This window comes from Actinomycetospora aurantiaca (genome assembly GCF_037401875.1).
GTDB classification, from domain to species: Bacteria; Actinomycetota; Actinomycetes; order Mycobacteriales; family Pseudonocardiaceae; genus Actinomycetospora; species Actinomycetospora aurantiaca.
This window is the reverse complement of the sequence record NZ_JBBEGN010000004.1, coordinates 107,017-131,715: the sequence shown is the minus strand read 5'-3', so window position 1 is coordinate 131,715 and position 24,699 is coordinate 107,017. Positions and strand designations below refer to the sequence as shown.

The following is a 24,699-nucleotide window of genomic DNA, read 5'->3' as shown; positions in this document are numbered from 1 at the left end:
CAGGTCGGAGCCGCAGAGAGGGCGCCATGCGCGAACAGGTCGAGATCGGCCGGGGCCGCAGTGCCCACCGCAGTTACACCTTCGACGACCTCGACATCGTGCCCAGCCGGCGCACCCGGTCCTCGTCGGTGGTCTCCACGGCCTGGCAGCTCGACGCCTACCGCTTCGACCTGCCGCTGCTGACCCACCCGACGGACGCCGTGGTCTCCCCGGCCACCGCGATCCGGGTCGGCGAGCTCGGCGGGCTCGGCGTGCTGAACGCCGAGGGCATCTGGGCGCGGCACGCGGAGGCGGACAAGGCCCTCGCGGAGATCGTGGCGCGCGCGGCCGACGACCCGGCGGCCGCCCTGGTGGAGCTGCAGCGTCTGCACGCGGCGCCCGTCCAGCCCGACCTCGTCACGGAGGCGCTGAACCAGGTACGCGGGGCGGGCGTGACGCTCGCGGCGCGCGTGAGCCCGCAGCACGCCCGGGAGCTGACCCCGGCGCTGCTCTCGGCCGGTGTGGAGATCCTGGTGGTGCAGGGGACGATCATCTCGGCGGAGCACGTCGGGTCGGACTCCGAGGACGGCGAGTCGCCGCTCGACCTCGAGGACTTCATCGAGTCGCTGGACATCCCCGTCGTCGCCGGCGGGGTGGGTGACTACCGCACCGCGATGCACCTCATGCGCACCGGCGCGGCGGGCGTGATCGTCGGCTACGGGCAGTCCGCGTCCACCTCGACCGACGACGTGCTCGGGATCGGCGTGCCGATGGCGACGGCGCTGGTCGACGCGGCCGCGGCCCGCCGGGACTACCTCGACGAGACCGGCGGGCGCTACGTCCACGTCATCGCCGACGGCGGGATGGCCACCTCGGGCGACATGGCCAAGGCGATCGCCTGCGGCGCCGACGCGATCATGCTCGGCGAGCAGCTCGCCGCCGCGGACGAGGCCCCGGGCGGCGGCTGGTACTGGACCTCCGCCGCGGCCCACCCGAACCTGCCCCGGTCCTCCGTCGTCGGGGTGGCCCAGCGCGGGTGCGACCTCGCGGCGGTGCTGCGCGGCCCGGCACCGCAGGCCGACGGCACCGTGAACCTGTTCGGCGCGCTCCGACGGGCGATGGCGAAGACGGGCTACTCGGACCTCAAGGAGTTCCAGCGGGTCGGGCTGTCGGTGCGCCGCTGACGGCGCTCCACCCGGATTGAGCGAGGGACCCCATCGGTCGGACAGACGGGCCGTGGGCACCCACCGCCAACCCTGCCCGGAATGAGCGAAGGGCCCCTCCGGTCGACTAGATCGACCGGAGGGGCCCTTCGCTCAGTACCGGGGTGTCAGGCGTCGAGGTCGGTCGCCAGGAGTTCGGCGAGGGCGTCGACGGAGGCCTGGGCCCCGGTGATGTCCGGGTCGGCGGTCAGCGTGACCTCCTGGCCACCGCGGACGCCGAGGCCGAGCACGGCCAGCATGCTGCGGGCGTCCGCGGTGTCGCCGTCCCCGGTGGCCAGGGTGACCCGGGCCGGCTGGGCGGCGGCGGCCTTGCAGAACACCGCGGCGGGGCGGGCGTGCAGGCCGATCTCGGTCGCGACGACGACGGTGCGCTCGATCATGGTGCCTTCCTGGCTGTTCGACGCGGCGGTCATGCGGTCACCGACTCGCGCTCGGTGACGGTCTCGGTGGTCGCGGCGGCCTCGGGGGCCGGACGACGGCGGGCGAAGGTCTTCAGGGCGACGACCAGGGCGGTGGCCACCAGGGTCCCGGCGACGACCGCGACCAGGAAGCCGAAGGGGTTGCCCATCAGCGGCACCACGAAGATGCCGCCGTGCGGGGCGCGCAGCGTCGCGCCGAAGGCCATCGACAGGGCACCGGTGACCGCGCCGCCCGCCATGATCGAGGGGATGACGCGGAAGGGGTCGGCCGCGGCGAACGGGATCGCGCCCTCGGAGATGAACGAGGCGCCCAGCAGCCAGGCGGCCCGGCCGTTCTCCCGCTCGACCTCGCTGAACAGCGAGCGCCGGACGACGGTGGCCAGGGCCATCGCGAGCGGCGGGACCATCCCGGCGGCCATGACGGCCGCCATGATCGTCAGGGCGCCGGACGAGCCGGTGGACAGGCCGGCGACCGCGAACGTGTAGGAGGCCTTGTTGACCGGGCCGCCCATGTCGAAGCACATCATCAGGCCCAGCAGGACGCCGAGCAGGACGGCGTTCGTGCCGGACAGGCCGTTGAGCCAGTTGGTCAGGCCCTCGGTGATCAGGGCGATCGGCCGCCCGACGACGACGTACATCAGCAGGCCGACGACGGCCGTCGAGATCAGCGGGATGACGAGCACCGGCATGATCCCGGCGAGGGCCCGGGGCACCCGCCACGTCTTGATCCACATGACCAGGCCACCGGCGGCGAAGCCGGCGACGAGGCCGCCGAGGAAGCCGGCCCCCGTCGTCACCGCGATCGCGCCGCCGACGAAGCCGGGGACGAGCGCGGGACGGTCCGCCATCGCGTAGGCGATGTAGCCCGCGAGGACCGGTACGAGGAAGTTGAACGCCGCCGAGCCGATGCCGAAGGCGAGGGCGCCCCAGGCGGTGATCGAGCCGGCCGAGAACCCGCCGTCGAGAATCTGCTCGTAGAGCGGGGAGTCGTCGGGCAGGTTGATCTGGTAGCCGCCGAGCGCGAAGCCCAGGGCGATCAGCAGGCCGCCCGCGGCCACGAACGGGATGACGTGGCTGACGCCGGTCATCAGCCAGGCGCGGACCTTGGACGCGGCGCCGGGTCCGGCCGGGGCCTTCGCGCCGGCCGGGGTGGCGGCGGCCGGTGCACCGGCCGGGGCGGGCACGTGGTTCTTCACGGCCTCCTCGGCCTGCGCGACCAGCAGGTCGCCGCCGGAGATGGCCTTCTTGACCCCGACCGAGACCTGCGGCAGGTGCCCGAAGCGGTCCTTGTCGCGGACCTCGACGTCGGCCGCGAAGATCGCGACGTCGGCCTCGGCGAGCTGCTCGGCGGTCAGCGGGGTGGAGCCGGCCGAGCCCTGGGTCTCGACGACGATCTCGTGCCCGGCCTCCTCGGCCGCGGCCTCGAGGGCCTCGGCGGCCATGTAGGTGTGGGCGATGCCCGTGGGGCACGCGGTCACGGCGACGATCTTCATGCCGAGACCTCCTTCGCGATGAAGCCGGCGGCGGCGGCCGGGTCGGTGACGGAACGGAGCTCGCCGGTGAAGGACTTGCGGACCAGGCGGCGGGCGAGCGCGGCCAGCACGGTCATGTGGTCGGAGCCGCCGCCCTCGGGCGCGGCGATGAGGAACACCAGGTCGGCCGGCTTGCCGTCCTCGGCGCCGAAGTCGACGCCGGCCGTGCTGCGGCCGAAGCCCAGCGTCGGCTCGGTGACGGCCGAGGACCGGCAGTGCGGGATCCCGATCCCGCCGTCGAGACCCGTCGGCATCTGGGCCTCGCGGGCCTCGACGTCGGCGAGGAACTGCTCGAGGTCGGTCACGCGACCGGCCTTGACGAGACGTTCGGCCAGCGAGCGGACGACCTCCCGCTTGTCGCCCGCGGGCAGGTCCAGGTCGACGAGGTCGGCCGTGATCAGGTCGCTCATGCTGCCTCTCCGGTGAGGTCCAGGGTCGAGTCCGGGGCGGTTGCCGGGCGGACGTGGGGGAGATCGAGGTCGGCGGGGCCGGGCACCGCGGTGCCGGGCAGGCCGACCGCGGCGGCCCCGCAGGCCACCGCGTGGTGCAGGGCATCGGAGCTCGGGGCCCCGGACGTCAGGGCGATCAGGTAGCCCGCGAGGGTGGAGTCGCCGGCGCCGACGGTGCTGCGGACGGCGACCGCCGGGCTCGCGACGTGCCAGGCCCCGTCGTCGGTCACGGCGAGGGCGCCGCTCGCGCCCATGCTGACCAGGACGGTGCCGATGCCCCCGACGACGAGCTCGCGGGCGGCGGCCAGCACGTCGGCGAGGGCGGGCAGCGGGTGGCCCACCAGCTCGGCGAGCTCGGCGACGTTGGGCTTGACCAGGTCCGGGGTCGCGGCCACGGCGTGGGCCAGGGCGGTCCCGGAGGTGTCGACGGCGACCCGGGCCCCGGCCGACCGTGCGGCGCGCGTGATGCGGGCGTGCAGGTCGTCGGTCGCGCCGGACGGGACCGAACCCGCCGTCACGACCCAGTCGGCGGGAGCGGCGTGCACCCGGACGGTGTCGACGAGCGCGTCGACCTGGTCCGCGGTCAGCGGGACGCCGGGCTCGTTCACCTTGGTCGTGGTGCCGTCGGCCTCGACGAGCGCGGTGTTGACCCGGGTCGTGCCGGTCGCCGGGGTGCAGACCGGCTGGACGCCGGCCCGGCGCAGCAGCGCGGCCAGCTCGCCCTCCCCGCCGGGCATGACGGCGAGGGTCGGGCGGCCGAACCGGGCGAGGACACGGGAGACGTTGACGCCCTTGCCCCCGGGGTCGACCCGGTGGTCCGTGGCCCGCAGCACCGCACCCGGTGTCAGGACCGGGATCTCGACGGTGCGGTCGATGCTCGGGTTGGGCGTGACGGTGACGATCATCAAGCCACCACCAGGTCCGCACCGGCGCCGCGGATCGAGTCGGCGGCCTCGGGGTGGGACTCGAGCAGGTCGGAGTCGGTGACCAGGGTGTCGACGTCAGCGAGGGTGGCGAAGCGCGAGAACGAGTCGGCGCCGTACTTGCTCGCGTCGGCGACGACGATGCTGCGCGCGGCGGCCTTGACCATCGCGCCCTTGACGGCGGACTCTCCGACGTCGGGCGTGGTGAGGCCGCGGTCGACCGAGAAGCCGTTGGTGCCCAGCACCGCGACGTCGACGTTGACGCTCTCCAGCGTCTTCAGCGCCCACCGGTCGACGGCGGAGAGCGTGGTGCCACGCACCCGGCCGCCGATGAGGTGCACCGTGAGGCGGGAGCGGCCCGCGAGCGTGGTCGCGATCGGCAGGGCGTTCGTGACGACGGTCAGCTCGACGTCGTCGGGCAGCAGCGCCGCGACCCGCGCGGTCGTCGTGCCGGCGTCGAGCAGGATCGTGGACGCCGCCCCGAGCTCGGCGATCGCCGCCTTGGCGATCCGGTCCTTCTCCTCGGAGTGGGTGACCTCGCGGACGCCGACCGCGGGCTCGATCTCGAACCGGTCGGTCGCGATCGCGCCGCCGTGCACGCGGTGCAGCAGGCCCTGGCGCTCGAGCGCGGTGAGGTCGCGCCGGATGGTCTCGGTGGTGACCCCGAGCTCGGCGGCGACCTGGGTCACCTCGAGCCGGCCCAGCTCGCGAGCCCGGCGGACCAGGAACTGGTGGCGCTCTGCGGCGTACATGCCCGATCACCTCCGTTCTTCGGCGAACCCGTGTGGTTCTGGTTGGAAGTTTGTGGTTTTACCTGTGGACTGTCAAGGGGTCGTCGTCGTACGTTCTCCTCACCGACACCAACGGGAGGGACCGCCATGACGAGCACCGAGACCGCGACGCTGCCCGGGACGCCGGCGAGCGCGGGGGCGGCCGTCGGCCCCGTCGTGCGCGTGCCCGAGCCGTTGGGGGAGCCGCCCGCGGGTCCCGCGGTGCCCGAGGACCGCCGCGAGGTCGAGGCCGCCCGCATCGCGCCCGCCGGGTCCGCCGTGTCGGTGCGGATGATGGAGACGGCCGGGACGCCGGGCCTGGCCAAGGAGGTCTCGGACGTCCTCTACGCCACCGCGATGATGGCCGAGGACCCGTCCCTGCTCGAGGCGGCGCAGGAGCTGGTGCGCGACCACGGCACCCCGGCGCCGCGCGCGGTGTACGAGTCCGCGGCACGCTTCGTCGCCGCCCTGCAGGCCGCCGGCGGGTACATGGCCGAGCGCGCGGGCGACGTCGCGGACGTGCGGGACCGCGTGGTCGCCGAGCTGCTCGGCGTGCCCGCGCCCGGTGTCCCGGTGCTGGACGGCCCGTCGGTGCTCGTGGCCAAGGACCTCGCGCCCGCCGACACCGCGACCCTGGACCCGGCGACCGCGCTCGCGCTGGTCACCGTCGAGGGCGGCCCCACCAGCCACACCGCGATCCTCGCCCGGTCGCTCGGCATCCCCGCCGTCGTCGGCTGTCCCGGTGCGGCAGGCCTCGAGGAGGGCACGCTGGTGCGGGTCGACGGCACGGTGGGCGAGGTCGTCGAGGTGCCCGCGGGCACGACGGTCGGCGCCGACCTCGCCGCCGCGGGGCCGACGTCGGTCACCGGGCCGGTCACCACCACCGACGGCCGGCGGATCGCGATCGTCGCCAACATCGCGGACGCGAAGGACGCCGATCGCGCGGCCTCCGTCGGCGCCGAGGGCGTGGGGCTGCTGCGGACCGAGCTGACGTTCCTGTCGGCCGCGACCGAGCCCACCGCCCAGGAGCAGCGTGCCGGGTACGCCGCGACGATGGCCCCGCTCGCCGGGAGGCCGATCACCCTGCGCACGCTGGACGCGGGCGCGGACAAGCCGGTGCCGTTCCTGAACATGGCGCCCGAGGTGAACCCGGCGCTGGGTGTGCGGGGCCAGCGGGTCTTCGACGAGGTCTCCGCGGCACCCGACCGGGCGGCCGTCCTCGACCGCCAGCTCGCGGCCGCCGTCGGGGGAGCCGCGGACGCCGGGGTCGAGCTCAAGGTGATGGCCCCGATGATCTCCACCGCCGACGAGGCGCGACGCTTCGTGACGCGGGCCCGTGCGGCCGGGGTGGACCAGGTCGGGGTCATGATCGAGGTCCCGGCCGCGGTGCTCAACGCGCCCGAGCTGCTCGCCGAGGTCGACTTCGTCTCGGTCGGCACCAACGACCTCACCCAGTACGTCTTCGCCGCCGATCGGCAGTCCGGGCCGCTCGCGGCGTTCAACGACCCCTGGCAGCCCGCCGTCCTGCGGCTGCTCGACCAGCTCTGCCGGGCCGCGGCCGTCACCCGGACGCCGGTGGGCGTCTGCGGCGAGGCCGCGGCGGACCCGGCGCTCGCCGTCGTGCTCGTGGGCCTCGGCGTCACCTCGCTCTCGGCGGCCGCGTCCGCCCTGCCCGCGGTGGCCGCGCGGGTGTCGACGATCGACCTGGCGACGGCGCAGCGTGCCGCGCAGGCCGCCGTGGCCGCGCGCGACGTGCCCTCGGCGCGGGCGGCCGTGCGTGACGTCCTCGGGTAGTCAGGCGGGCTACCGCGTCCGGTGTGAGTGGGGGCCCGCCGGCGGGGCACTGGTCGCGCGGGGTGCGGACGTCGCCGTGGTCGTCGACGTCTTGTCCTTCACGACGGCGACCTCGGTCGCCCTGGACCGTGGGATGGCCGTGATCCCGTCGGCCGTGCGTTCCGGTTCGCCGGGAGACGGAGCGCAGCGGAGCTCGACCCAGAGGGACGGCGTGGTGGTGGCGGGGCGCCGGTCGGAGGGCGGGTTGTCGCTCTCGCCGGGCTCGATCCGCCGCGTGGACCCGGCGCCCGACCGGATCGTGCTGCCCTCTCCGAACGGCTCGACGATCGGCGCCGCGCTCGCCGCGAGTGCGTCGACGCTGGTCGCGGCGTGTCTGCGGAACGCGACGGCGGTGGGCGCGTGGCTCGCGGCGCGGCCGGGGGCGACCGTGGCCGTGGTGCCGGCGGGGGAGCGGTGGCCCGACGGTGGGCTGCGACCTGCCGTCGAGGACCTGTGGGGAGCCGGCGCGGTGGTGTCGACGCTGCTCGCGGCGGGTGCGGGCGGGCTGTCGCCGGAGGCGAGGGCGGCCGCGGCGGCGTTCGCGGCGGTGCGCGCCGACCTCCGGGCCGAACTGCGCGCGTGCGTCAGCGGGCGGGAGCTCATCGACGACGGTTTCGCGGACGACGTCGAGGTCGCGGCGGAGCTGGACGCGAGCGACGTGGTGCCGGTGCTCGTCGGGGGCGAGTTCCGCGCAGGCTGAGGACGTGTGCGGGGCGCACCCGGCGGGCGGGCCGCGCTGAGTGTCGCTCGCGCGTTGCGGGACGCACACGGCCGGTGGGTGGCGTGCAGCGGGACGCGTGCGTTGCGGGACGCACACGGCGCGTGGGTCGAACTCAGCGCCGGCCGTGCGTTGCGCGCCGCACACGGCGGTCGGGCGGCTGCGGCGCGCCGTGTGCGGGGCGCAACGGTGGGGTGGAGGTGGGCGACCTGGGCCCGCCGTGTGTGGGGCGCAAGGGCCGGAGCGGTCCGCGGTCGGCGCTCGTCGATCGAGTACAGGCGCCGGCCCGACTCGACCATGATCCACATCTGGGCGGCAGAACGCCCGCGTGGTGGGACACTCTGCCGCCCGTAAGTGGATCATGACGTCTGGGATCGGCGAGGGAGCACCTACGGCGGTCTGTGTCGCTCCACCGGCGCCGGGAGTGCTCGATGATCACTGCTGCGCTGTCGAGGACCCGACCCTCGGCCTCGACACCTCCGGGAACCCACCGCGACCCCGGGAGACGACCCATGGACCGTCCCGCCGTCTGGATCGACGTCACTGCCTCCGACGCCTCCGCGTCCCGCACGTTCTACGGCGAGCTCTTCGGCTGGCGCATCGAGGTCGACGAGCAGCTCGACTACGGCCTCGTCGACGCCGGGGGCTCCCTGGCCGGCGGGATCGGGCAGGCGGGCGACGCGAGCCCGCACCCGGTCGGCGTCGTCGCCTACGTGCCGGTCGACGACGTGACCGCGGCCGTCGCCCGGGCCGAGGAGGCGGGCGGGTCCGTGCTCGTCGAGCCGTGGACCCTGCCCGGCCTGGGGACCATGGCCGTCGTCGGCGACCCGGACGGGAACCGGATCGGGCTGTGGGCGGCGCTATGAGCCGCACCGTTCCCGTAGGGTCGGGACGCCCGGGCCGGTCAGGTCGTCGCAGAACGCGGCGCGGCCGGCCATCGCCATGACCAGGGCGAGGGTCGGGCCGGACACGAGCGGGCCGTCGTCGGGACCGGCGGCGAAGGGTCCGTCCGTGGCCGCAAGGCGCAGGCCCGAGCTCACCGTGCGGCTGCGCACCGTCGAGTTCTGCTTCGCGAAGAACGTCGCGAGCGGGGTCAGCGTGGACACCGGCACGTCCCGGACCAGCCCGAGGGGGCGCCGGACATCGCCGCCGTGCACCACGATCTCGCCGAGCCACATCTCGACGGGGCCGGGCGGGCAGGTGGTGCTGTCGACGACCGCGTGGAAGCGGGCCAGCGTCTCCGCAGGCGTCGCGCCACGGTGCTCCGCGAGTCGCCGCGCGTTGTGCCGGTCGAAATCGAACCGGGCGCCGACGACGCTGCGGATCCAGCGCCACGGGCCGATCGAGGCGCCGGCGACGAGGTGGGCGACGGTCTCCTCGACCGTCCACTCCGAGCACAGCGACCGCGAGCGCCACTGCGTCTCCGGGAGGTCGTCCAGGTCCCGCGCCAGGGCCGCGCGCTCGGCGTGGATGAGCGGCCAGAGGTCCGTCGTCATGGTGGTCATGACGGTAGGACCGGACCCGCCGTCGGGAATCATCGCTCAGACGAGCTCGGAGTCGCGGACCTTCTGCATCCCGAGGGCCATGCGGCGCTTCGCGGCCGGGACGCGGTCGACCAGGCGGAGCCCGGTGCGCTGGGCGAGCACCGACAGCGGACCGATCACCGGTCTCCGGGCGGTGCCGCGGTCGTTCATGAACTCCAGCGACTCGCGGACCGCCAGCGCCGAGTAGCGGCGCATGAGGTCCTCGTACTCGCCCACCGCCGCCGTCAGGGACAGCTCGCCGTCGCGGACCCGGACGAGGCGGTCGCGCAGCTCGCGGGCGTCGCGCAGCGCCGTGTTGGCGCCGGCGCCGCGACCCGGCGTCATGGTGTGGGCGGCGTCGCCGAGGAGGGTCACGGTGCTCGGCTCCCAGGCGGGCAGCGGGTCCGAGGTGCGGATCGACAGGGCGACGTCCGCGCCGTGGTCGGCCCCGGCGAGCAGCGCGCGCCAGCACGGCGACCAGTCGGCGGTGAGCTCGTCGGCGAGCGCGGTGAGGTCGGCGCCCTCGCGGTCGAGCAGGTCGGCGGGCGCGATCGAGCGGGACGTCGTGATCGCCCAGGAGACGTGGTCGGCGGTGTTGTCGAAGCGCAGGCCGGGCCAGCGCGACAGCAGCTCGCCCTCGCTGGACCCGATGCCCTCGCGAGGCGCGTGCCCGGCGTCCCACGGCATGCGCATGACGTGGGTGATGCCGAACTGCCCACGCCGGTCGAAGATCATGGAGAACCCCTGCCGGGCGCGTTCGGGCAGCAGCGCCTCGGTCACCGGGGTGAGCGGGGTCTTCCCGCCGATCGCGACGAGGCCGGTCTCGGTCTGCGTCGCCTGCGGCAGGTACTGGCGACGCACCCGCGAGCTCGCGCCGTCCGCGCCGACCAGCAGGTCGCCGTCGTCGGTGGAGCCGTCGTCGAAGTGGGCGGTGACGCCGTCGTCGTGCTGGGTGTAGTGGGTGAAGCGGCGGCCGAAGGTGATGACGTCCTCCATGCCCGTGAACAGGACCTGACGCAGGGTCATGCGGCTGACGTTGTGCTCGCGGTCCTCCGGGCCGTCGCCGGTGTGCGGCAGCTCGTCGAGGCCGATCGAGACCAGCTCGCGGAACTGCTCGGTGTACATCCCGAGCCGGTCGTAGGGCGCGGCGGTGGTCGCGACGAAGGTGTCGAACAGCTCCGGCGGCAGGCACGCCCGCAGGGCCCGGGCACCGTTCGGCGAGATGCCGACGCGGTAGCCGTGCAGGCCGCTGGTGCGCGTGCGGTCGCGCTCGTGGACGGCGACGTCGAGGCCGGCCCGGCGCAGGCCGTGCGCGAGGCACATCCCGCCGGTGCCGGCGCCGACGATCAGGACGCGGAGGGGGCGGTCGGTCATGGTGGGTCTCCCGGGAGGTCCGTGGTCCAGGTCAGGGCGCCGGCGCGCAGGTCGTCGAGCAGCCCCTCGAGCCACGCGACGTCGGTCTCCAGGTGCGCGAGGGCGTACTCCTCCTCGACGAGCACCAGTCGCGGCAGCCGGCCGCGGACCCGGTCGAGCCCGTCGCGCACCGCGTCGCGCTCGGCCCGGCGGTCGGCCAGGCGCAGCTCGAGGGCGTCCCGGGCGATGTCCGCGGTGATCAGCGGGAGGTGGGCCAGCGCCGCGGTGAACTCTCCGAACTCGTGGCGGGGCGCGGTGAGCATGTCCAGCGTCCAGGTGATCGCGGTGTCGTGCCCGGACTCCGTGGCGGCGTAGACGGTGCGCTCGGGGCGGGCGGCGGGCCGCTCGGTGCCCTCGGCGACGAGCAGCCCGTCGCGGACGAGCCGGTCGATCGTCTTGTAGAGCTGCGAGCGCTGGCCGACGTTGACGACCTTGTCCTTGCCGCGCTCCCGGATCAGCTGCTGCATCCGGTACGGGTGCATGGGCTCCTCCACGGCGAGCGCGAGGACGGCGAGGGCGAGTCCGGATCGTTGGGTCATGGTGTCAATGAAGTTAGTGTCGTCGACACTAAGAAGCAAGAGGTCGCTGTGTCAATGCGGTCGTGCACGATGGACGGCGTGAGCAGCAGCGGTGAGCACCCCGTCCTCGTCGTCGACTACGGCGCCCAGTACGCGCAGCTCATCGCCCGGCGCGTGCGGGAGGCGCAGGCCTACTCCGAGGTCGTGCCGCACTCGATGTCGGTCGACGACATGCTCGCGAAGGACCCCGCCGCGATCGTGCTCTCCGGCGGCCCCGCGTCGGTGTACGCCGACGGCGCCCCGAGCATCGACCCGGCCCTGTTCGAGACGGGCGTGCCGGTCTTCGGCATCTGCTACGGCTTCCAGTTGATGGCCTCCGCGCTCGGCGGCACCGTGGCGCACACCGGCGACCGCGAGTACGGCCGGACCGAGCTGCACGTCACCGACCCGGGCCGGCTGCACGGCGACATCCCCGAGGCCCACCCGGTGTGGATGAGCCACGGCGACGGCGTGACGGTGGCCCCGAAGGGCTTCACGACGACGGCGTCCTCGCCCGGGGCGCCCGTCGCCGCGTTCGAGGACGTCGACCGGCGCCTGGCGGGCGTGCAGTACCACCCCGAGGTCGGCCACTCCCCGCACGGCCAGCTGGTGCTCGAGCGCTTCCTGCGCGACGTCGCCGGGATCCGCACGGACTGGACGCCGGCGAACATCGTCGCCGAGACCGTGGAGGCGATCCGGGCGCAGGTCGGGCCCGCGGGCCGGGCGATCTGCGGGCTGTCGGGCGGCGTGGACTCGGCGGTGGCCGCCGCCCTGGTCCAGCGCGCGATCGGCGACCGGCTGACCTGCGTGTTCGTCGACCACGGACTGCTGCGCGAGGGCGAGCGCGGGCAGGTCGAGCGCGACTTCGTCGCCGCGACCGGGGTCGACCTCGTGACGGTGGACGCCGAGGAGGTGTTCCTGCGCGAGCTCGCCGACGTCGTCGACCCGGAGGAGAAGCGCAAGATCATCGGCCGGGAGTTCATCCGGTCGTTCGAGGGCGCGGCCCGCGACCTCGCCGAGGGCGAGGGGGTCGACTTCCTCGTCCAGGGCACGCTCTACCCGGACGTCGTCGAGTCCGGCGGCGGCTCCGGCGCGGCGAACATCAAATCCCACCACAACGTCGGCGGGCTGCCCGACGACCTGCAGTTCTCGCTGGTCGAGCCGCTGCGGGCACTGTTCAAGGACGAGGTCCGGGCGGTCGGCACCGAGCTCGGGCTGCCGGAGTCGATCGTGCAGCGCCAGCCGTTCCCCGGGCCCGGGCTGGCGATCCGGATCATCGGGGCGGTCTCGGCGGACCGCCTGGCCACGCTGCGCCGGGCCGACGCGATCGCCCGCGAGGAGCTCTCGGCGGCGGGGCTGGACCGCACGATCTGGCAGTGCCCGGTGGTGCTGCTCGCGGACGTGCGCTCGGTCGGGGTGCAGGGCGACGGCCGCACCTACGGCCACCCCGTGGTGCTACGCCCGGTGTCCAGCGAGGACGCGATGACCGCCGACTGGACCCGGGTGCCCTACGAGACGCTCGAGCGGATCTCCACGCGGATCACCAACGAGTGCGCCGAGATCAACCGCGTCGTGCTGGACGTGACCAGCAAGCCGCCGGGCACGATCGAGTGGGAGTAGGTGCGCTGCGCGCTCGTGAGCACTTTCTGGTGCTATAGCCCCCGGAAGTGCTCACGAGACCGGAGGTCACCTTGGCGACGATCTTCTCCGAGATGTCCGCGTTGGCCGTGCAGTACGACGCGATCAACCTCGGCCAGGGCTTCCCCGACACCCCGGGGCCCCGGGAGGTCGTCGACGCCGCCGTCGCCGCGATGCACCGCGGGCAGAACCAGTACCCGCCCGCCGTCGGGGTCCCGGCGTTGCGCGAGGCGATCTGCGCGCACCAGCAGCGCTTCTACGGGATCGAGCTGGACCCGGCGTCGCAGGTCGTGGTGTGTGCCGGGGCGTCGGAGGCGCTGTCCTCGGCGCTGGTGGCGCTCGTCGGCGCCGGCGACGAGGTGATCGCCCTGGAGCCGTTCTACGACCTCTACCAGGCGGCGTCCGTGCTGGTCGGAGCGTCCCTGGTGCCGGTGCGGATCAGTGCCCCGGACTTCCGGCTGGACCCGGCGCTGCTCCGGGCGGCGGTCACCGGGCGGACGAAGGTCATCCTGCTCAACTCGCCGCACAACCCGACCGGTGCCGTGCTCTCGCGCTCCGAGCTCGAGGCGGTGGCCGCCGTCGCGATCGAGCACGACCTGATCGTCCTGACCGACGAGGTGTACGAGCACCTGCTCTTCGACGACGAGGTGCACGTCCCGATCTCGACGCTGCCGGGCATGGCGGAGCGGACGGTCACGGTCTCGTCGGCGGGCAAGACGTTGTCGGTGACCGGCTGGAAGATCGGCTGGGCGACGGGGCCGGCGGAGCTGATCGAGAAGGTGCTCGGGGTCAAGCAGTGGTTCTCGTTCGCCTCCGGGACGCCGCTACAGCACGCGGTCGCGATCGGGCTGGAGCTGCCCGACGACCGGTTCGCGACGATGGGCCGGGAACTCCAGGCCAAGCGCGACCTGCTGACCGACGGCCTGCGTGAGCTGGGCATGGAGGTCTACCACTCGAAGGCGACGTACTTCGTGACGGCGGACATCGCGCCGCTGGGCGAGACCGACTCGCTGGAGTTCTGCCGCTCGCTGCCCGCGCGCGTGGGCGTGGCCGCCGTGCCGAACCAGGTGTTCCACGCGTCGCCGGAGGGGGTCGAGACCCAGGTGCGGTTCGCCTGCTGCAAACGCGACGAGGTGCTCGCCGACGCGCTGCTGCGACTGCGGAAGCTGTAGGTCCGGTGGCCCGGGCCGCGGACGTCCTGCGGGCGGCGTGGCGCACGAGCCCGCTCGAGGTGATCCTCCCGGTCGTCGCGCTGGCGGTCGTCGTCGGCGGCCTGGGGCTCCTGGCGGTGACCCTGCTCGGGCTCGACCAGCGCAGCCGGTCCTCGGTCGAGGCGGAGGCCGCCGAGATCACGTCCGCCTACTTCCGGGTGCCGATCACCGCGACCTGCAGTGAGCCGGAGGACGACCAGTGGCGCTGTGTGCTCCGGGCCGCCGACGGTCGCCGCGGCTGGCTGTCGCAGGACGTGCGCTACGAGGGCGACCCCGGGTTCCGGCGCAGCCGGCCACGCGACGACGTCACGAGTGCCGAGTTCCCGGTGATCGGCGCGGACGGGCGGCAGGTGGAGACCCTCGAGATCACGCCCGGGTCCACCGTCGGCACCGCGGCCGCCCTGCGTTCCTGGGCGGGCGCCTGGTCCGTCGAGCCGAGCGCGGGGTCGGTGATCCGCAACCAGCTGCGGTGCCCGGAGCCCGACGGGGACACCGTGACCCCGTGCCCGGCACGCGGCGACGTTGTCGCCGCCTCGGTGCGTCGCGTCGGCCCGACGACGGTCGAGATGGTGGTCCTCTGGCGCTGATGTCTTGGCAACCAAGATATCGTGGAGCCATGGGGACGAGCGTGGTGGTGGTCGGCGGCGGACCGGGCGGGGTGCTGCTGACGTATCTGTTGGCGCGGGGCGGGATCGAGGTGACCCTGCTCGAGGCGCGGCACGACTTCGCCCGGCGGTTCCGGGGCGACACGCTCGCGCCCGGGGTCCTGGAGTACCTCGACGACCTGGGCCTGGCCGACGACCTGCTCGCCGAGGTCCCGCACACCCGCTCGGACGCGTTCCGCTGGCACACCCCGGAACGCACGTACCGGCTGCTGGACTACCGCGGTGCCTCGTCGCGGTTCCCGTTCTACGCGCTGATCCCGCAGGCCCGGTTCCTCCCGTGGCTGGCCGCGAAGGCCGAGGGGTTGGGTGCCGTCGTGCGGATGGGTGCCCGGTTCTCCGACCTCGTCCGCGCCGGCGACCGCGTGACCGGCGTCCGCTACACCGTCGACGGCGAGGCGCACGAGATCGCGGCCGACCTCGTCGTCGGCGCGGACGGCCCCGGTCGTCGAAGGTCCGTGCGGCGGCCGGCATCGAGGCCACCGAGCTCGGCGCGAGCCTCGATCTGCTGTGGGCCGCGGTCGACCAGCACGACGACGACCCGCCGTCCTCCGGGCTCGACCTCTTCGCCCGTCCCGGCGGCACTGTGGCGCTGCTCGACCAGGGCACGGGGCAGTGGCAGGTCGGCTGGTCGATCCCCGCGGGGACGTTCGCGCAGGTGCGGGAGGCGGGCGTGGGCCCGCTGATCGACGCGCTCGGCGCGGTCCTGCCGTGGCTGGCCGCCCGGGTCCGGGCGAGCGTCGGGTCGGTGAACGACCTGACGCTGCTGCCGGTCCGCATCACCACGGTGGACACGTGGTCGAGGCCCGGCGTCGTGCTCCTCGGCGACGCGGCGCACGTCATGAGCCCGGTGGGCGGCAACGGGATCAACCTGGCGCTCGCCGACGCGGCGGAGCTGGCCAACCTCGTCGTCACCGGGGGCGACCCGGCCGAGCTGGAGCGGCGGCGCCGACCCACCGTGGAGGCCGAGCAGCAGCGCCAGGTCCGCACCGAGCGGGCGGCCGCGGGGCGCAACGCCGCGGGGGACACCGCGCCGCCGACGGTGCTGCGGGTGCTGTCCGCGATCCCCGGGTTCTCCCGCCTCGCCGCGCGGCGGTCCCGCGTGCCGATGGCGGCGCCGGTGCCGGCGATCGCGCAGGCCTGACAGGACGTGTCAGCAATGGTCCGTTCCTGACGTCAGGTGTGCGAACGGCGCCACTCGCGCTTCTCGACCGGTCGCGGGCGGACGTGCGAACGGCGCCATCCTGACGTCAGGTGTCAGCAACGGACGATTGCTGGCGAACGGCGACCGAGCAGCACCACCGCCCCGACGACGAGCACCGGCACCAGCGCGACGGGACCGGCGAAGGCGAGCACGACCGTGACCACCACGCAGGCGGCCGCCGCAGCGACACGGACGCCTCCGTTCAGCAGGCGCGCGCCGGCCGCCGTCGCGACGACGTACACCGCGAGGAAGAGGACGGTCGGGATCGCGACGAGGGTCGTGGTCCCCCACCACCCGGTGCCGGTGCCCACGAGCAGCACCACCCCGACCGCCGCGACCCCGACCGGGAGGCGGCGGGCGAGCGCGGGGCCGGAGACCTCCGTCGTCATCGCGGCGGCGCCGGTCAGGTAGGCGTTCGTGGCCGCGAGGGTGAGGGCGACGGCGGCGACCGCGGCCACCACGGCGCCGGCGGGCCCGACGCCGATCGCGAGCAGGTCCGCGACCGGGGTCGGGCTCCCCGCCCGCGGGCCCAGGACGCCGACCGTCGCGCCGGCGAGCGCGAGGTAGAGCACCGACGTCACGACGAAGGCGGCCGCGATCACCCGGAGCAGCTGCCGACGCGGTGAGCGCAGGCGCGCCGTCATCGGGGACACCGCCTCCCAGCCGACGAACGACAGCATCAGCACCGAGCTCGCGGTGCCGACCGCGACCCAGCCGTGCGGGGCGAACGGCGTCCAGTGCCCGGCCCGCGCGTGCGGGGCCGCGGCGAGCACGGCCACGGCCACGAGCGCGATCAGCACGCCGACGAGCCCCAGCTGGACGCGCGCGGACGAGCGCCCGCCGGAGGCGGTGAGCGTCACGACGAGCAGGAGCAGGACGGCGGCGAGGGCCGTGGTCACCCCGGGGTCGCTGCCGAGCGGCCGCGCCGCGTAGGACGCGCCGATCAGGCACACGACCGGCGCCCCCAGGACGGCGCCCCCGAGGAAGCAGACCGCGACCGCCCGCTCCGCGCGCGCGCCGAACGCCGCCCCGGCGAATCCCGCGGCGCCCGACCTACCCGGGTACGCCCGCCCGAGCGCCCCGAACACCGTCGCGAGCAGCCCGGACAGCAGGAGCAGGCCGCCCCAGGCGACGATCGACGCCGGGCCGGCGACCTCGGCGGCGAGACCGGGCAGGAGGAGCACGCCGGGCCCGAGCAGGGCGCCGACGTAGAGGGTGACCGCTCGCGGCGTCGTGAGTTCGTCCATGTCCACGACGATCGCGCGCGAAGCGGCGCATTCGCTGCCGAATCCACCGTCATACGGGCTCGCCGACGCAACGATCCGTCAGCATCCGGCCACTACGCTGCACGATGTGCCGGAGGAGGAGTTCGACAAGATCGACCGCACCATTCTGACGATCCTGCAGCGCGAGGGCCGGATCGCGAACGTGGAGCTGGCCGAGCGCGTGTCCCTGTCCCCGTCGTCGTGCCTGCGCCGCACCAGGGCGCTGGAGGCGGCCGGACTGATCAGCGGGTACCGGGCCGAGCTGGACCGGACGCGGGCCGGTCTCGGGATGACGGTGTTCATCTCGCTGCGGGTCGACCAGCACTCCCGCCGGACCTCGCGCACGATCGAGGACGCCCTGACCGCCATCCCGGCGGTGATCGCGTGCCACGTCGTGAGCGGGGAGGCCGACTTCCTGGTCGAGGCGGTCGTGCCCGACTTCGCGGCGTACGAGTCGATGCTGCTCGACCAGGTCCTCGCGGTCGACGCGGTCACCGACGCCCGGTCGACCTTCGCGATCCGCACCGTGCTGTCGCGGGGACCGCTGCCGGTCGACCGGGTCCGGTGACGCCGGGCCCGCCGTCAGGAACGGACGTACAGGCGTGGAGCCGCCAACGCGGTGAGGGTCGTGATCAGCGCGATCACCACCAACAGCAGCCCCGGACCCCACGACGAGCCCCCGGCGAGCGCGAGCGTGCCGGTCGCGGCGAGCGGGACGAAGCCGGAGGCGACCCCGGCGACGTTTGCGGCGAGCGCGATGCCGGAGTACCGCAGGCGCGCGGGGAAGAGGTGGGCGAGCAGGTCGCCGGAGACGGCGTAGGGGATCGACAGCAGCGCGACGCCGACCGTCACCGCGAGGATCACCAGGACCGCGTTCGTCGTGTCGATCAGCCAGAACATCGGCAGGGCGCCGAGCGCGGAGGCGATCCCGCCGACCACCGTCACCCGCGCCGCGCCGAAGCGTTCGCCCAGCCGGCCGCCGACGAGCAGGACGACGATCTCGACCGCTGCCGCCACGAGCGTCGCGGTGAGGATCAGCGAGCGCGGGATACCGAGCTCGGCGGTGGCGTAGCTGATGACGAAGGTCGTGACGAGGTAGAAGCCACCGACGCCGAGGAAGGCGGTGCCGGCGCCCACGAGCAGGGCGGGCCACGCCCGGCGGACCACCTCGAGCACCGGCGACGACGCCCGCGCGTCCTCGGCCAGCAGCTGCGCGAACAGCGGCGACTCCTCGACCCGCCGACGCAGGTAGAGCGCGATCAGCAACAGCGGGAACGCGGCCAGGAACGGCAGCCGCCAGCCCCAGGCGTCGAAGTCCTCCGGCGGCAGCAGCGCGACCACCAGGAACGCGCCCGACGAGAGCAGGGTGCCGATGGGCGAGCCGACCTGCGGCATCGCGGCGTAGCGCCCGCGCTTCTCCGGCGGGGCGTGCTCGACGGCGAGCGTCACCGCGCCGCCCCACTCCCCGCCGACCGCGATGCCCTGCAGCAGCCGCAGCGCGGTCAGCAGCACCGGTGCGGCGACGCCGATGTCGACGTAGGTGGGCAGCAGGCCGATCAGCCCGGTGACGACACCGATCATGACGACGGTGACGATCAGGCAGGTGCGCCGCCCGATCCGGTCGCCGAGGTGGCCGAACAGGATGCCGCCGACCGGTCGGGCGAGGAAACCCACGGCGAACGTCGCGAACGCGCCCGCCGTGGCCGCGGCCGGGTTGCCCGAGACGAAGAACAGCCGGTTGAACACCAGCGACGCGGCGGTGCCGAAGAGGAAGAAGTCGTACCACTCCAGCGCGGTGCCGACGAACGCGCCGAACGCCACGCGGCGGGCGTCGCGCTCGCTCACCGCCGGCCGGGTCGTGAGGTCGTGATCGGTCACGGGGGACCTCCTGGTGGTCAGTCCAGTCCGAGGGCGGCGGCGCCGTGGGTGGGCTCGCCCTCGAGCAGGGTCGCGACGACCTCGGTGTCGCCGATGCGGTCCGGGTCGATCGCGGTGACGTCGTCGCCGAGCACGACCAGGTCGGCGTACTTCCCGACGGCGAGCGACCCGCGGAGGGCCTCGTCGCCGGCGATCCAGGCGGTGTCCACGGTGAGCGAGCGCAGCGCCGTCACCGCGTCGACGCGCTCGTCGGGGCCGATGAGCCGTCCCGACGACGACCGGCGGGTCACCATCGCCGCCATCGTGCGCAGCGGGTGCCCATCGGCGACGCAGGGGCGGTCCGACGACGACGGGACCCGCACGCCCGCGCGCAGGAACGAGGCGTGCCGGTAGAGCAGGTCGGTGCGGTCGCCGACGGCGGCGGCCATCGAGTCGCCGATCTCGACCAGGAACCGCGCCTGCGGCACCGGGGTGATGCCGAGGGCGGCGAAGCGCTGGATCTCCTCGTCGGACACGACGCCCGCGTGCTCGATCCGGTGCCGGACGGTCGGGCGGGGCAGGCGGGCCTGGGCGTCCGCGAACGCGTCGAGTCCCATCGCCACCGCGCGGTCGCCGATCGCGTGCGCGGCCACCGTCCAGCCCGCGAGGTGCGCGCCGACGATCATGTCGTGCATGTGGTCGGGGTCGTCCTGGTAGTAGCCGGCGTGGTCGCGGTCGACGAACGGCTCGCTCATCGCCGCGGTCCGCGAGCTCAGGGCGCCGTCGAGGAAGATCTTCATCGGTCCGAGACGGAGCCGGTCGTCGCCGAACCCGGTGCGCATCCCGAGGTCGACCCCCACGCCCTCGCCCCCGGACACCTCGTGCAGCGCCGCGTCCACCGGCATGACGACGACCCGCTGGGCGAGCAGCCCCTGCTCGCGGGCCAGCTGGTAGGCGCCGGCCTCGCGCGGGGTGCGGCCCATGAACCCGGCCGCGATGCCGCACTCGGTGACCTGCGTGAGGCCCTGCGCGGCGTAGACCGCCGACGCGCGGCCGAGGGCCTCGGCGACGTCCGGGACCGCGTACGGCCGCATCAGGTCCGCGATCAGCGGCTGCGCGGCCTCCTCGACGACGCCGGTGGGCGCGCCCTCGTCGTCCAGCACGATCTTCCCGCCCTCGGGTGCGATGACCGTGCCGGACAGGATTCCCGCCCGCCGCAGCGCCTCGGTCGACGCCGCGCACACGTGTCCGGAGCGGTGCTGCAGCCGCACCGGGCGGCCTCCGGCGGCGCGGTCGAGCGCGGCGTGGTGCGGGGAGCCGCCGAGCAGCACGTCGTCGTAGCCGGAGCCGACGACGAAGGCGTTCGGCGGCAGCTCTGCGGCCCGCTGCGCCACCGCGTCGTAGACCTCGTCGAGCGTCCGCATCCCCGCGAGGTCGATCTCGGCGAGGGTCTGGCCGTACCAGGCCATGTGGTTGTGGGCGTCGCCGAAGCCGGGCACCACCGTGGCTCCCGCGCAGCCCACGGTCCGCCGCGCGGTGACCCCCGCCGGCAACGACCCGTCGTCCAGGACGGCCAGCACCCGGCCGCCGTGGATCGCCAGTCCCCGCGCGGTCCGGCCGAGGCCGTCGCCGTCGAGGGTCAGCACGGCCGCGTCGTGCAGGTGCAGGTCGATCTCCACGGAACTCCTCAGGCGAGATGGTGCAGACGGGTCAGCGGCAGGTCGCGCGCCGCGTCGATGCGGGGTTCCAGCGGGACCTCCTGGCCGTCGACGCGGACCGGGCTCGGCTCCCCCGGCAGCTCGACGACGGGGGTGGCCGTGTTGTGCAGCATGTCCGCGCTGCCCAGGCCGCGGGAACCCCCGACGCGCAGGTAGGACGGTCCCGACGGCAGGTCGGTCGCGGCGGCCGCGACGAAGAGGTGCGCGAGCCGGGCCGGTGCCCCGCCCCGCCCGCCGTGGAAGGCCCGCATCCGCCGCGGCTGCCCGAGGCGGGTCGAGCCCGAGCCGGAGCCGGCCGCCCCGAAGGCGACGAAGCCCGACGTCAGGACCAGCTCGGGGGAGGTGCCGAACCACGCCGGGGACCACAGCACGACGTCCGCGAGCCGCCCCGGCGCGAGCGACCCGACGTGGGCGGCGAGCCCGTGCGCCCGGGCCGGGTTCTCGGTGAGCTTGGCCAGGTACCGCAGGACCCGGGCGTTGTTCGCGACGTCGGGTCCGGTCTCGCCGGCGAGCGCGGCGTTGACGTGCGCGAGCTGCCAGCACCGCCGGACGGTCTCGCCGATCCGGCCCATGCCGAGGGCGTCGGAGTTGACGATCGAGATGGCGCCGAGGTCGTGGAGGGCGTTCTCGGCGGCGATCGCGTGCTCGCGGATGCGCGAGGCGGCGATGGCCAGGTCCGAGTCGACGTCGGCGTGCGCGCGGTGCACGGTCCGCGTCATCGGCCCGAGCTCGGCGACGGTGGCCGTGGTCAGCGGCAGCGTCGGGGTGGTCGAGGAGCACAGGACGTGCGGCTCGCGGACGATCGACAGCAGGTCGGGGTGCCCGCCGCCGCCCTCCACGTGGTACGCGTGCACGGTCCTCCCGCCCACAGCGGAGAGCGTGTCGGCCAGGAACCCGGACTCGTTCAGCGTGTCCGTGTGCAGGGCCACCGGCAGGTCGGCCGCCTCGGCGACGGACAGGCAGGTGTCGACGGCGTCCGGGCCCGCGCCCCAGTCCTCGTGCACCTTGAAGCCGCCCGCGCCGGCCTCGACCGCGGCCTCGAGCAGCGCCGGGGAGGACGTCGAGCCGCGCGCGAGGAAGGCGGCGTTGACCGGCGCGGCCGACCAGGACGCCATCAGCGTGTGGAGGTTGGTCGCCGGGTTCGCACCGACGTCCCACACCCCGCCGATGCCCATCCCGACCAGCGTCGTCACGCCGGTCGCGAGGGCGGCCGGCGCGAGGTCGGCGTTGGACAGGTGCACGTGGGAGTCCACCGCGCCCGGCGTCGCGATCAGGCCCTCACCGGGGACCATCGCGGTGTGGGCGTCGACGACCAGGTCCACGCCCGCGACGACGTCCGGGTTGCCGGCCCGCCCGATCCCGACGACCCGGCCGTCCTTCACCCCGATCGACGTCTTCCGGACGCCGAGCAGCGGGTCGATCAGCAGGACCCCGAGGATCACGAGGTCGAGGGCGGAGTCCCGACCGGCGCGCCCGGTGACGAGGGCGCCGTAGCGGGCGGTCTTGCCGCAGCCGCCGAGCATCTCCTCGCCGTGCTCGACGTCGTCGGCCTCCACCTCGACCCACAGCCCGGTGTCGCCGAGCCGGACGCGGTCGCCGGTGGTGGGGCCGTAGCGGCGGGCGTAGTCACGGCGGTCCATCACCATGTCCCCACGATCTCGACGACGTCGACCGCCCGCTGCTCGTCCGGCGCCACCCGCAGCGCCGTGCCCGCCGGCACGTCCAGGCGCCACCGGCCGGGCGGGGTGGTGACGACGAGCGCGGGGTTCAGGGCGTCGAGGGGGACGTGGGAGGACACCCAGACGTCCAGGGGGCCGGTGTTGTGCAGCGTCGCCTCCGCCCGCTCCCGGCCGGGCGCGAGGACGACCTCGCCGTCGCCGACCCGCACCGCCCCGGCGTCGTCGTCGCCGGGGGAGCCGAACGGGGCGTCGACGTGGACGAGCGCGGTGCCGTGCGGGAAGAGGGCCTCGACCTGCACCGACGGCACCGCGGCAGCGGCACCGTCGAGGAGTGAGGACGGGTCGACGAGGCGGCGGGCCCGGGCCACCACCTCGTCGTGGGCCATCCCGTCCCACGCCATCTCGCACACCTCGTCGCACACCAGCGCGACCGCCTCGGTGGCCCCGAGCCGCGCCCCGCGGGCGAGGCGGCGGCGGGCGAGGTCGGCCGCGGCGGCCAGCAGGAGCCGTTCGTGCTCGCGCGGGGTGAGGTGCACGTCGGAGGTATTACCCCGGCGCGCGCCGCCCGCCGACCCGGCGCGCGCCCGCGAGCAGGGCGCCGCCGCCGATCACGATCGCGGCGCCCGCCAGGACCCACCGCGGGTCCGCGGCCACGAGCAGCGCAGGGGCGGCCATCGCGAACACCGCGACCGCCACGCAGACCAGGCCCACGAGCAGGGTGAACACGTCGAGCCGGCGCCGCGCGGGCGGGCCGGCGGCCGCGTCCGTCCCGGTCCGGTCGGCGGTGCGGTCGGTGTCGGCGTGCACCGTGAACGGCTCGGCCGGGGCCCAGCCCTTCGGGTCGAATCCGGACTCAGCCACGACGCACCTCCACGTCACCGACACCGTTGCGCACCTGCAGGTCGATCACCGGGCCGCCGGGCCCGTCCGGCCCGAGGTCGACCAGCCCCGTGACCGCGTTGCCCGACCGGCCGAGGCAGTCCATGTCGCCCAGCCCGTGCGCGCAGGTCACGGTGACGTCGGCGGTGGCCGGCACGGTGACGGTCAGGTCGCCCGCTCCGGACTCGACGCTGGTGCGCACCGGTGGGCCGCCGGGGGCGAGACGGGACAGGTCCAGGGTCACGTCGCCCAGGCCGGTGCGGTAGCCGGGGAGGACCTGGGCGGCCGCGAGCGGCGTCGCCGCGACGTCCCCGACGCCCCGCTGGTCGCCGGTGAAGCCGTCCTCGGTGTCCGGGCTGGTGACGGCCAGGGACCCGATCACGGTCGCGATCAGCAGCGGGATCGCGACGAACACCAGCCCGCGCCGGGAGCACCCCGTCGCCCGCGACCGGATGGAGCCGACCACCAGGCCGAGCCCGACGACGGCGAGCGCGGCGGCCGGGACCCACACGCCGGTGACGCCCGGGATGCCGAGCAGCAGGGCCACCCCGGCGAGGCCGGCCGCGACGAGCGCGAGGGCGAGGGTGACCGGCGTCAGGACCCGGCGGGGCCGGGGCTCGGTGGCGACGGCGGGCGCCGGCGCCGGCGCGGAGGGCAGGCTCCAGCGGCGGGGATCCGCGCCCAGTGCGTCCCAGGCGACCGGCACCGGGCCGTCGTCGGGACGGGCGGACGGCACCGGCGGGCGGCCGGGGGTGCCGGGGACGCCGAGGTCGGACCGCCCCGTGTGCAGCAGGTACACCGCGACGGCGGCGACGCCCAGCGCGACGAAGGTCATGACGCGGCCGTCGAAGGCCGGCGCGAGCGTGGCGATCGCGACCACCACGGTCGCGATCAGGACGAGCGTCGGTGCCCCGCGGCGCCCGCCGCCGACCGCACGGTCGCGGCGGACCGGGTCCGCCGGGTCGGACGGGAGGGCGAGCCAGCCGAGCAGGTAGAGCAGCACCCCGCCGCCGACGATCGCCCAGACGACGAAAGCGACCCGGACCAGCGTCGGGTCGAGGGCGTAGCGCCGGGCGATCGCACCGGCCACCCCCGCGACCTTGGTGTCCTCCTCACGGCGGGCGGGCCGGGTCTCCCACACCCCCCGCGCGACGGCCGCGACGTCCGTCCCGTCCTTGACTCCTGCCCCGCTCATGAGGCCCATCCTCTCGGTTCTGCGCCGGTGACGGCACCGAGACTGCCGAGCG

At 75.0% G+C, this 24,699-nt stretch carries 25 protein-coding genes; 10 read left to right on the top strand and 15 right to left on the bottom strand.

Features of this window, described 5'->3' with window-relative positions; genetic code table 11:
• Positions 1-26: 26 nt before the first annotated feature.
• Complete coding sequence (locus tag WCD74_RS11020) at positions 27-1,163, top strand: GuaB3 family IMP dehydrogenase-related protein (protein WP_337694910.1); 1,137 nt, start codon at positions 27-29, stop codon at positions 1,161-1,163.
• Between the two features lie 146 nt (positions 1,164-1,309).
• Here the strand turns inward: WCD74_RS11020 and WCD74_RS11015 are convergent, their stop codons facing one another.
• Genes WCD74_RS11015 through WCD74_RS10995 form a run of 5 tightly spaced genes read right to left on the bottom strand, consistent with a single transcriptional unit; the run spans position 1,310 to position 5,277 of the window.
• A complete protein-coding gene (locus WCD74_RS11015) occupies positions 1,310-1,615 on the bottom strand; it encodes an HPr family phosphocarrier protein (protein ID WP_373696059.1) in 306 nt (101 codons plus the stop codon).
• Positions 1,612-3,114 carry a PTS fructose transporter subunit IIC gene (locus tag WCD74_RS11010; protein ID WP_337694909.1) on the bottom strand — a complete coding sequence of 501 codons (1,503 nt, stop codon included), beginning with the start codon at positions 3,112-3,114 and terminating at the stop codon, positions 1,612-1,614. Before WCD74_RS11010 ends, WCD74_RS11015 begins: the two co-directional genes overlap by 4 nt.
• Positions 3,111-3,563 carry a PTS sugar transporter subunit IIA gene (locus WCD74_RS11005; protein ID WP_337694908.1) on the bottom strand — a complete coding sequence of 151 codons (453 nt, stop codon included), beginning with the start codon at positions 3,561-3,563 and terminating at the stop codon, positions 3,111-3,113. Before WCD74_RS11005 ends, WCD74_RS11010 begins: the two co-directional genes overlap by 4 nt.
• Positions 3,560-4,507, bottom strand: a complete 948-nt coding sequence (pfkB, locus tag WCD74_RS11000) for a 1-phosphofructokinase (protein ID WP_337694907.1) — start codon at positions 4,505-4,507, stop codon at positions 3,560-3,562. Before pfkB ends, WCD74_RS11005 begins: the two co-directional genes overlap by 4 nt.
• Positions 4,507-5,277, bottom strand: a complete 771-nt coding sequence (locus tag WCD74_RS10995; protein WP_337694906.1) for a DeoR/GlpR family DNA-binding transcription regulator — start codon at positions 5,275-5,277, stop codon at positions 4,507-4,509. The genes pfkB and WCD74_RS10995 overlap by 1 nt, the downstream gene beginning before the upstream one ends.
• Before the next feature lie 126 nt (positions 5,278-5,403).
• Here WCD74_RS10995 and WCD74_RS10990 point away from each other — a divergent pair, with 126 nt between their 5' ends.
• The 3 genes from WCD74_RS10990 to WCD74_RS10980 all read left to right on the top strand — a co-directional run bounded on the left by WCD74_RS10990 (position 5,404) and on the right by WCD74_RS10980 (position 8,712).
• Positions 5,404-7,089, top strand: coding sequence for a putative PEP-binding protein (locus WCD74_RS10990; RefSeq protein ID WP_337694905.1), 1,686 nt, complete (start codon positions 5,404-5,406; stop codon positions 7,087-7,089).
• Entirely contained in the window at positions 7,016-7,828 is an 813-nt protein-coding gene (locus WCD74_RS10985) for a 2-phosphosulfolactate phosphatase (RefSeq protein ID WP_337694904.1), read from the top strand. The genes WCD74_RS10990 and WCD74_RS10985 overlap by 74 nt, the downstream gene beginning before the upstream one ends.
• A gap of 530 nt (positions 7,829-8,358) precedes the next feature.
• Positions 8,359-8,712: a VOC family protein gene (locus tag WCD74_RS10980; RefSeq protein WP_337694903.1), complete on the top strand. Its 354-nt coding sequence runs from the start codon at positions 8,359-8,361 to the stop codon at positions 8,710-8,712.
• Here WCD74_RS10980 and WCD74_RS10975 read toward each other — a convergent pair.
• Genes WCD74_RS10975 through WCD74_RS10965 form a run of 3 tightly spaced genes read right to left on the bottom strand, consistent with a single transcriptional unit; the run spans position 8,707 to position 11,321 of the window.
• On the bottom strand, positions 8,707-9,342 hold the full coding sequence (locus WCD74_RS10975) for a maleylpyruvate isomerase family mycothiol-dependent enzyme (RefSeq protein ID WP_337694902.1): 636 nt from the start codon (positions 9,340-9,342) through the stop codon (positions 8,707-8,709). The genes WCD74_RS10980 and WCD74_RS10975 overlap by 6 nt on opposite strands.
• A gap of 45 nt (positions 9,343-9,387) precedes the next feature.
• Positions 9,388-10,743: an FAD-dependent oxidoreductase gene (locus WCD74_RS10970; RefSeq protein WP_337694901.1), complete on the bottom strand. Its 1,356-nt coding sequence runs from the start codon at positions 10,741-10,743 to the stop codon at positions 9,388-9,390.
• Positions 10,740-11,321, bottom strand: a complete 582-nt coding sequence (locus WCD74_RS10965; RefSeq protein WP_337694900.1) for a PadR family transcriptional regulator — start codon at positions 11,319-11,321, stop codon at positions 10,740-10,742. Before WCD74_RS10965 ends, WCD74_RS10970 begins: the two co-directional genes overlap by 4 nt.
• Before the next feature lie 69 nt (positions 11,322-11,390).
• Here WCD74_RS10965 and guaA point away from each other — a divergent pair, with 69 nt between their 5' ends.
• The 5 genes from guaA to WCD74_RS10940 all read left to right on the top strand — a co-directional run bounded on the left by guaA (position 11,391) and on the right by WCD74_RS10940 (position 15,994).
• The gene (guaA, locus tag WCD74_RS10960) at positions 11,391-12,959 is read left to right on the top strand and encodes a glutamine-hydrolyzing GMP synthase (RefSeq protein ID WP_337694899.1); all 1,569 of its coding nucleotides are present in this window, start codon (positions 11,391-11,393) and stop codon (positions 12,957-12,959) included.
• A gap of 92 nt (positions 12,960-13,051) precedes the next feature.
• Complete coding sequence (locus WCD74_RS10955) at positions 13,052-14,149, top strand: aminotransferase class I/II-fold pyridoxal phosphate-dependent enzyme (RefSeq protein ID WP_337695103.1); 1,098 nt, start codon at positions 13,052-13,054, stop codon at positions 14,147-14,149.
• A gap of 5 nt (positions 14,150-14,154) precedes the next feature.
• Positions 14,155-14,775, top strand: a complete 621-nt coding sequence (locus WCD74_RS10950) for a hypothetical protein (protein ID WP_337694898.1) — start codon at positions 14,155-14,157, stop codon at positions 14,773-14,775.
• 29 nt (positions 14,776-14,804) lie between these two features.
• Entirely contained in the window at positions 14,805-15,536 is a 732-nt protein-coding gene (locus tag WCD74_RS10945; protein ID WP_337694897.1) for an FAD-dependent monooxygenase, read from the top strand.
• Entirely contained in the window at positions 15,524-15,994 is a 471-nt protein-coding gene (locus WCD74_RS10940; protein WP_337694896.1) for an FAD-dependent monooxygenase, read from the top strand. The genes WCD74_RS10945 and WCD74_RS10940 overlap by 13 nt, the downstream gene beginning before the upstream one ends.
• 113 nt (positions 15,995-16,107) lie before the next feature.
• Here the strand turns inward: WCD74_RS10940 and WCD74_RS10935 are convergent, their stop codons facing one another.
• Positions 16,108-17,301, bottom strand: a complete 1,194-nt coding sequence (locus WCD74_RS10935) for an amino acid permease (protein ID WP_337694895.1) — start codon at positions 17,299-17,301, stop codon at positions 16,108-16,110.
• Positions 17,302-17,407: 106 nt separating this feature from the next.
• Here WCD74_RS10935 and WCD74_RS10930 point away from each other — a divergent pair, with 106 nt between their 5' ends.
• A complete protein-coding gene (locus WCD74_RS10930) occupies positions 17,408-17,887 on the top strand; it encodes an Lrp/AsnC family transcriptional regulator (protein WP_337694894.1) in 480 nt (159 codons plus the stop codon).
• A 14-nt stretch (positions 17,888-17,901) separates the two neighbouring features.
• On the opposite strand, the gene WCD74_RS10925 is transcribed toward WCD74_RS10930, so the two are convergent.
• The 6 genes from WCD74_RS10925 to WCD74_RS10900 are packed head-to-tail and all read right to left on the bottom strand — an operon-like array spanning position 17,902 to position 24,647.
• Positions 17,902-19,197, bottom strand: a complete 1,296-nt coding sequence (locus tag WCD74_RS10925) for an MFS transporter (RefSeq protein WP_337694893.1) — start codon at positions 19,195-19,197, stop codon at positions 17,902-17,904.
• Between the two features lie 17 nt (positions 19,198-19,214).
• Positions 19,215-20,855: an amidohydrolase gene (locus WCD74_RS10920; RefSeq protein ID WP_337694892.1), complete on the bottom strand. Its 1,641-nt coding sequence runs from the start codon at positions 20,853-20,855 to the stop codon at positions 19,215-19,217.
• An 8-nt stretch (positions 20,856-20,863) separates the two neighbouring features.
• Positions 20,864-22,534: an urease subunit alpha gene (locus WCD74_RS10915; protein WP_337694891.1), complete on the bottom strand. Its 1,671-nt coding sequence runs from the start codon at positions 22,532-22,534 to the stop codon at positions 20,864-20,866.
• Positions 22,534-23,109: an urease subunit gamma gene (locus tag WCD74_RS10910; RefSeq protein ID WP_337694890.1), complete on the bottom strand. Its 576-nt coding sequence runs from the start codon at positions 23,107-23,109 to the stop codon at positions 22,534-22,536. The genes WCD74_RS10915 and WCD74_RS10910 overlap by 1 nt, the downstream gene beginning before the upstream one ends.
• Before the next feature lie 10 nt (positions 23,110-23,119).
• A complete protein-coding gene (locus tag WCD74_RS10905; protein WP_337694889.1) occupies positions 23,120-23,434 on the bottom strand; it encodes a hypothetical protein in 315 nt (104 codons plus the stop codon).
• Positions 23,427-24,647, bottom strand: a complete 1,221-nt coding sequence (locus WCD74_RS10900; RefSeq protein ID WP_337694888.1) for a PspC domain-containing protein — start codon at positions 24,645-24,647, stop codon at positions 23,427-23,429. The genes WCD74_RS10905 and WCD74_RS10900 overlap by 8 nt, the downstream gene beginning before the upstream one ends.
• Positions 24,648-24,699 lie beyond the last annotated feature (52 nt).

Bases quoted from the DNA above. Each gene is read 5' to 3' on its own strand.
- WCD74_RS11020 (WP_337694910.1), top strand. From the start codon at position 27: ATGCGCGAACAGGTCGAGATCGGCCGGGGCCGCAGTGCCCACCGCAGT.
- WCD74_RS11015 (WP_373696059.1), bottom strand. From the start codon at position 1,615: ATGACCGCCGCGTCGAACAGCCAGGAAGGCACCATGATCGAGCGCACC.
- WCD74_RS11010 (WP_337694909.1), bottom strand. From the start codon at position 3,114: ATGAAGATCGTCGCCGTGACCGCGTGCCCCACGGGCATCGCCCACACC.
- WCD74_RS11005 (WP_337694908.1), bottom strand. From the start codon at position 3,563: ATGAGCGACCTGATCACGGCCGACCTCGTCGACCTGGACCTGCCCGCG.
- pfkB (WP_337694907.1), bottom strand. From the start codon at position 4,507: ATGATCGTCACCGTCACGCCCAACCCGAGCATCGACCGCACCGTCGAG.
- WCD74_RS10995 (WP_337694906.1), bottom strand. From the start codon at position 5,277: ATGTACGCCGCAGAGCGCCACCAGTTCCTGGTCCGCCGGGCTCGCGAG.
- WCD74_RS10990 (WP_337694905.1), top strand. From the start codon at position 5,404: ATGACGAGCACCGAGACCGCGACGCTGCCCGGGACGCCGGCGAGCGCG.
- WCD74_RS10980 (WP_337694903.1), top strand. From the start codon at position 8,359: ATGGACCGTCCCGCCGTCTGGATCGACGTCACTGCCTCCGACGCCTCC.
- WCD74_RS10975 (WP_337694902.1), bottom strand. From the start codon at position 9,342: ATGACGACGGACCTCTGGCCGCTCATCCACGCCGAGCGCGCGGCCCTG.
- WCD74_RS10970 (WP_337694901.1), bottom strand. From the start codon at position 10,743: ATGACCGACCGCCCCCTCCGCGTCCTGATCGTCGGCGCCGGCACCGGC.
- WCD74_RS10965 (WP_337694900.1), bottom strand. From the start codon at position 11,321: ATGACCCAACGATCCGGACTCGCCCTCGCCGTCCTCGCGCTCGCCGTG.
- guaA (WP_337694899.1), top strand. From the start codon at position 11,391: ATGGACGGCGTGAGCAGCAGCGGTGAGCACCCCGTCCTCGTCGTCGAC.
- WCD74_RS10955 (WP_337695103.1), top strand. From the start codon at position 13,052: ATGTCCGCGTTGGCCGTGCAGTACGACGCGATCAACCTCGGCCAGGGC.
- WCD74_RS10945 (WP_337694897.1), top strand. From the start codon at position 14,805: ATGGGGACGAGCGTGGTGGTGGTCGGCGGCGGACCGGGCGGGGTGCTG.
- WCD74_RS10935 (WP_337694895.1), bottom strand. From the start codon at position 17,301: ATGGACGAACTCACGACGCCGCGAGCGGTCACCCTCTACGTCGGCGCC.
- WCD74_RS10915 (WP_337694891.1), bottom strand. From the start codon at position 22,534: ATGGACCGCCGTGACTACGCCCGCCGCTACGGCCCCACCACCGGCGAC.
- WCD74_RS10900 (WP_337694888.1), bottom strand. From the start codon at position 24,647: ATGAGCGGGGCAGGAGTCAAGGACGGGACGGACGTCGCGGCCGTCGCG.